We start from the raw sequence: 6,232 nt of genomic DNA, 5'->3' as shown, positions 1-6,232 counted from the left end.
CACCAGAACCGAAATGGCCCTCTCGGTGCTCGCCTACAACATCAGGCGCACCATAAACATAACATCAAAACCCGCATAGACCCAGAAACCAAAAGAGGCCCCGGTCAAACCGGAGCCTCCAAACGTTTCCACACAGGCTGTGAGGGGCCCGTTTCTTTGTCTGGATGCCTGGGATCCGATGCTTAGCCGTTGTTGCGGCGGCGTTCATGCACCGGCTGGTAGGCCATGCGCTGATGATAGGTGCAGTAGGGCGACGAATCCGGGCTATCGTTGCCGCAGAAGTGGAAATCGTCCTTCAGCGGATCGCCGACAGGCCATTTGCAGGTGCGTTCCGTCAGCTCGGTCAGGCCGAGGCGGCGCGAAATCGGAACGACGACATTGCTCGCCGGACGATAGGTAATCTCGCTGACGGCATCGACCTCGATCTCTTCCTTCAGCATGGTCGCGCCCTGCTGACGGGTAACCGTGCGGGTTGCAACGCGCGAGGCGTAGGTCGGAGCCCGTGGCGCCGTGGCGCCGCGCTTCGGCGTGCGGGCGGCGGTCGTCGTGCCGCCCGCCTTCGCTCGGCCGGGAAGGTTCAGGCGATGCACCTTGCCGATGACGGCATTACGGCTAACGCCGCCCAGCTGCGCCGCGATCTGGCTGGCGCTCAACCCCTCGGACCATAGCTTTTTCAGCTTCTCGACGCGTTCGTCTGTCCAATTCATGCCCTGTCTCCGCTGTCGCGTTTCCCATGGCAGAATCCTTCACCATAGCCTCGCATTAGGTCGAGGCGCGAAACGCTTTAAAATTGTGGTGACTAGTTCCGCCGCATGCAGTCTAGCAATTGGTTTTTAACCTAGTGTGAGGCTGACTCCGTGACAAGAGTCGCGGGAATCTTGAGGAATCGATTTCGAGGTTTTCCCCAACTTGCTGCCCCAACGTGGCATTTCTGCAATATGCAACGCCCAACGCATTCCTTTTATGCGCAAGCGCTTTCTCGCACCTGCTAAATCGCCAGTTTTGTTGACATCGCGGTGCAAAACATCAATAGTGCCCAGGCCGCCGCAAGGCGGCATTTTTGATTTTTTCGGGCCTGTTTCATCAAGCGGAAGCGATTGGTCCTTAGAGTTGTGATCGAGGAGATATGGCCATGGCCGAGACCGCGCCGCTTTATGATACCTACATGCGTGCTCCGCTGCGGTTCGAGCGAGGCGAGGGCGTGTGGCTGATCACTGAAAGCGGCGAACGTTACCTCGATTTCGCAGCCGGCGTGGCGGTCAATTCGCTCGGTCATGCTCATCCCCACCTCGTGGCGGAACTGAAGGCGCAGGCAGACAAGGTCTGGCACCTGTCCAACCTCTATGAAGTGCCCGGTCAGGAGAAGCTGTCGAAGCGGCTGACGGAGGTGACGTTCGCCGACAAGGTGTTCTTTACCAACTCCGGTGCCGAAGCGCTGGAATGTGCCATCAAGACGGCGCGGCGCTATCATTTCGCCAAGGGCCATCCCGAGAAGTTCCACGTCATCACCTTCGAGGGCGCCTTCCACGGCCGCACCATCGCGACAGTCGCTGCCGGCGGCCAGGAAAAATATATCGAAGGCTTCGGCCCGAAGGCTCCGGGCTTCGATCAGGTGCCGTTCGGCGACCTCGATGTCGTCCGCGCAGCCATCACCGATGCGACGGCCGCGATCCTGATCGAGCCGGTGCAGGGCGAGGGTGGTATTCGCCCGGCCACCAACGAGTTCCTGCGCGGCCTGCGCCAGATCTGCGATGAGCACGGCTTGCTGCTGATCCTGGACGAAGTCCAGTGCGGTGTCGGCCGCACAGGTAAGCTCTTCGCTTACGAGTGGGCCGGCATCAAGCCTGACATCATGGCCGTGGCCAAGGGTATCGGCGGCGGATTCCCGCTCGGCGCCTGCCTTGCGACGGCTGAGGCCGCCTCCGGCATGAAGGCCGGTACGCACGGCTCGACTTATGGCGGCAATCCGCTTGCCATGGCCGTTGGCAATGCCGTGCTCGACATCGTCCTTGCCGATGGCTTCCTGCAGCATGTTCGCGATGTCGCCCTGGTCTTCCGCCAGGGCCTTGCCTCGCTGAAAGACCGCTTCCCCGATATCATCGAGGATGTACGAGGCGAAGGCTTGATGCTTGGTATCAAGGCGGCCATTCCGCAGGCGGATCTGCTGCAGGCTATCCGAGCCGAGCATCTGCTGGGTGTGCCCGCAGGCGACAACGTCATCCGCCTGCTGCCGCCGCTGGTCGTCACCGCCGAGGAAGCACGCGAGGGCCTCGCCCGCATCGAGCGTGCGGCCGAACGCGCGCGCGCTGCCCGCACCAAGAAATCGGCTTAAGTTTATCGCCCGCAGTCGGGGCGTTCCTGCCCCACGCGGGCGTTATTGTTTTTTCTGGAGTACAGGTAAGGACATGGCTTCTCCGAAACACTTCCTCGATCTCTCGGCTGTCCCGGCTGCCGATCTGCGCAATATCATCGACGATGCGATCGTGCGAAAGAAAGCGCTGAAGGCGGGCGCGGCTGACAAGCCGCTGGACGGCAAGATGCTGGCGATGATTTTCGAGAAGCCGTCCACCCGTACCCGCGTCTCCTTCGATGTCGGCATGCGTCAGCTGGGCGGCGAGACGCTGTTCCTCTCCGGCACAGAAATGCAGCTCGGCCGGGCCGAGACGATCGGCGACACCGCCAAGGTGCTGTCGCGCTATGTCGACGCGATCATGATCCGCACGACAGATCACTCGCGCCTGCTGGAGCTTGCGGAACATGCGACCGTTCCGGTCATCAATGCGCTGACGGACGATACGCATCCCTGCCAGATCATGGCCGATATCATGACCTTCGAGGAGCATCGCGGCCCGGTCAAGGGCAAGACGATTGCCTGGACCGGCGATGGCAACAACGTGCTGCATTCGCTGATCGAAGGTGCTGCGCGTTTCGGTTATCGCATGAACATGGCGGTACCCCTTGGTTCCGAGCCAAAGGATCACTATCTGAACTGGGCCCGCAACGAGGGCGCCGAAATCTTGCTCTCGCATGATGCAGACCGTGCGGTCGCCGGCGCCGATTGCGTGGTAACCGATACCTGGGTTTCCATGAATCAGGAACACCGGGCTCGCGGTCACAACGTCTTCCAGCCCTATCAGGTCAACAAGGCTTTGATGGCACAGGCCGGCAAAGACGCGTTGTTCATGCATTGCCTGCCCGCCCATCGCGGGGAGGAGGTGACGGACGAAGTGATCGATGGTCCGCAATCCGTTGTTTTCGATGAGGCGGAAAACCGCCTTCATGCGCAAAAGTCGATTCTTGCTTGGTGCCTGGGCGCGATCTGAGGATATGAAGCCGCGTCTCAAGGGCGCGGGCGCAGTAGGAGTAAAGCAATGGCTGAAAATGCCGCATCGCTGGGTCAGTTCGATTTTGCCGGTGACGATCACGTCGTCCCCTTCCAGGTGGAGGGTTTGGACGTGCGCGGCCGTGCCGTGCAGCTTGGTCCGCTGCTGGACGCGATCCTCGCCCGGCACGACTATCCGATGCCGGTCGCGCGTCTTCTGGCTGAAGCCGTTGTCCTGACGGTGCTTCTCGGCACGTCGCTGAAGTTCGAAGGCAAGTTCACCGTGCAAACTAAGGGCGATGGTCCCGTCGATCTTCTGGTTGCCGATTTCTCGACGCCGGAGAATGTTCGCGCCTATGCCCGCTTCAATGAAGAGGCGCTGGCAAAGGCTGTGGCTGAAGGCCGGACCGAACCTGAGCAGCTGCTCGGCAAGGGCGTGCTCGCCTTCACCATCGATCAGGGCCGCTTCAGCCAGCCCTATCAGGGCATTGTTGCTCTCGACGGCGCGTCGCTCGAGGAGATTGCCGGCACTTATTTCCGCCAGTCGGAACAGATCCCGACGCGCGTGCGTCTGGGCGCTGCCGAACTTTTCGACCGCGACGAGAATGGCAAGCCGCGTCATCGCTGGCGGGCAGGGGGCTTGATCGCCCAGTTTCTCCCTGAAGCGCCGGAACGCATGCGGCAGCCGGACCTACATGGCGGCGACGGGGATGACGGCGCGCGTCGTCATGTCGAGGATGATGCCTGGGCGGAAGCGCGCAGCCTGGTCGAGACGATCGATGCAGACGAACTGACCGATCCGCTTGTCGGCACTGAGCGGCTGCTATACCGCCTCTTCCACGAGCGCGGCGTGCGCGTCTACGAGCCGAAAGCCGTCTACGATCGCTGTTCATGCTCGCGTGACAAGCTGAAGGGCGTATTGAAGGGCTTTTCCGCCGAGGAGATCGAAGCCAGCGAGGAGAATGGCGAAATCGCCGTGACCTGCGAGTTCTGCTCGACCACCTATCGCTTCGAAGTGTCGGAAATAGAAGCGGCCTGATGCTGCACCAGCGCATTTCCAGTAAAAGTGCGTGTCGCCTTTCCGTCCGGAATGCGTAAAGAAGCAAGAAGATAGAGCGTTCCGCTATTCGAAGAAGCGCGGAACCGTTCTAGTTCAGCGTCCGCAGCAGGTTGGGCGTATCGAGAGAGAAGGCGGGGATCTTGACATGGAATTGCTCCCCGTCATCCGTCTCCATCTGATAATGGCCGAACATCATGCCTGACGGCGTGTCCAACGGGCAGCCGGAGGAGTATTCATAGGTATCGCCAGGCTTCAGATGCGGCTGCTCGCCGACCACGCCTGGCCCCGTCACTTCGTCCACGATGCCGTTCATGTCGGTAATGTGCCAGTAGCGCGTCACCAGCTTGACGGCCATCTTGGAATGATTGGAGATGACGATGCGGTATCCCCATACATAGCGATCGTCGTCCGGATCGGATTGCTCCTCCAGATAAAACGGCTCCACGACCACTTCTATGTCGCGTGTTAAGGCGCGATACATATCTCATACCTTGCCACTGCCCTGAATCGTCGAACGCTTCTTCAAGCCTCATGAACGTTTCAGCATTTCCAATGCTAGCGGCATATTATCCGCTTTCCCTGATCCCTGCAAAGCGCAGGACATCTAGCGGTATCCTATAACCGATCCGTTCCGTCAAGGAACGGCGTAATGAAATCTAGCTCGTAACGGCGAAGTCTTTTGAATTTCAGCTATTAAGACCGATGAAGAAGGTTAGCGGCTTGCTTCAAAAGTATCTCGCTCCATTTGTCATTTGCTCTTGTCTAGCACAATTCCCGGCAGCAGGTGCCGCCGCAGATATATAGGCTTGCCACAATTGCAGGTTCACTTCGACTTTATGCTCGGATTTGCTGATCTCCGATCAAGAACTTGAGTTCGCATAATGCCTGATCTTGCCTTATGTTCCGCCGGCGAGGTGCCTGCTTGAGATTTTCCGGCAATCGGATTTAGGCTATCATCTGATTCTGGCACGGCCCGCGCCTCCCCCCTCCATTCGGGAAAGCATTCTTCATGCGGGGTTTTCGATCTCCAAACCGACTGTTTGAGCGCTAGCATAAGGAGGGGTTGCGATGATTGCTCGCAATAGGAGGTTTAGATGAGGCTTTCCGCCCCTGTTTATCATTTGAAGCGCAAGGCGAGGCTGCTGTCCCGCCAGCAGAACATACCCTTGCATGCCGCGCTGGATCGCATTGCGGCCAGCGAGGGATTTGAAGGCTGGAGCTTGCTTTCGGCCAGAACAAAAACTGACGTCCCCGTCAGCGAGTTGTATTCGCGATTGAATCCGGGCGATCTGGTTCTGGTTGGCGCCCGACCCGGTCACGGCAAGACCTTGATGAGCTTGAGGTTTGCCGTCGAAGCCATGAAATCAGGCAATCGCGGTGCGTTCTTCACCTTGGAAGACACGGAGAAGGCCGTTCTGGATCGCTTCCGGATGATCGAGGCCGATCCCGTAGAATTCGCTGAATTGTTCGAATTCGACAATTCGGATGCCATCAGCGCCGACTATATCGTCAAAAGGCTGGCCGCGGCGCCGCGCGGCACGCTGGCGGTGGTCGATTATCTGCAACTGCTTGATCAGAAGCGGGAAAATCCTGACGTGATGACCCAGGTACAGGCGTTGAAGGCATTCGCGCGCGAAAGAAGCGTGATCATCGTCTTCATCTCGCAGATCGATCGCTCATACGATCCTGAACGGAAGCCCGTCCCCGATCTGGAGGATGTCCGCCTGCCGAACCCCTTGGATCTCAGATTGTTCGACAAGATGTTCTTCCTGCACGACGGTGAAGTTCAGTTCAGGGCCGCAAGCTGACGGAGAGCCGTCTCCTGCGACATTGCCCATAAGCTAGTTCGA

The 6,232-nt window shown here is 59.2% G+C and carries 6 protein-coding genes; 4 read left to right on the top strand and 2 right to left on the bottom strand.

Translation table 11 applies throughout. From position 1 onward, the window contains the following. Positions 1-182: 182 nt before the first annotated feature. Positions 183-707, bottom strand: a complete 525-nt coding sequence (locus QD409_RS21165; protein ID WP_430763594.1) for a GcrA family cell cycle regulator — start codon at positions 705-707, stop codon at positions 183-185. Positions 708-1,132: 425 nt separating this feature from the next. Here QD409_RS21165 and QD409_RS21160 point away from each other — a divergent pair, with 425 nt between their 5' ends. From QD409_RS21160 to QD409_RS21150, 3 genes are all read left to right on the top strand, one after another. Beyond that, positions 1,133-2,332 carry an aspartate aminotransferase family protein gene (locus QD409_RS21160; RefSeq protein ID WP_430763593.1) on the top strand — a complete coding sequence of 400 codons (1,200 nt, stop codon included), beginning with the start codon at positions 1,133-1,135 and terminating at the stop codon, positions 2,330-2,332. A gap of 73 nt (positions 2,333-2,405) precedes the next feature. Then, positions 2,406-3,323 (top strand): ornithine carbamoyltransferase, encoded by a 918-nt coding sequence (gene argF, locus QD409_RS21155; protein WP_092843010.1) that lies wholly within the window; start codon positions 2,406-2,408, stop codon positions 3,321-3,323. Between the two features lie 48 nt (positions 3,324-3,371). After that, positions 3,372-4,361: an Hsp33 family molecular chaperone gene (locus QD409_RS21150; protein ID WP_430763592.1), complete on the top strand. Its 990-nt coding sequence runs from the start codon at positions 3,372-3,374 to the stop codon at positions 4,359-4,361. Positions 4,362-4,470: 109 nt separating this feature from the next. Here the strand turns inward: QD409_RS21150 and apaG are convergent, their stop codons facing one another. After that, on the bottom strand, positions 4,471-4,863 hold the full coding sequence (apaG, locus tag QD409_RS21145) for a Co2+/Mg2+ efflux protein ApaG (protein ID WP_092843006.1): 393 nt from the start codon (positions 4,861-4,863) through the stop codon (positions 4,471-4,473). A 613-nt stretch (positions 4,864-5,476) separates the two neighbouring features. On the opposite strand from apaG, the gene QD409_RS21140 reads away from it, so the two are divergent. Next, on the top strand, positions 5,477-6,190 hold the full coding sequence (locus QD409_RS21140; RefSeq protein WP_430763591.1) for a DNA helicase: 714 nt from the start codon (positions 5,477-5,479) through the stop codon (positions 6,188-6,190). Positions 6,191-6,232 lie beyond the last annotated feature (42 nt).

The sequence above is a fragment of the Rhizobium sp. BR 315 genome (assembly GCF_050577975.1).
GTDB lineage: Bacteria > Pseudomonadota > Alphaproteobacteria > Rhizobiales > Rhizobiaceae > Rhizobium > Rhizobium miluonense.
Note: the sequence above shows the minus strand (reverse complement) of the source record. Positions and strands in the feature narration are given on the sequence as shown.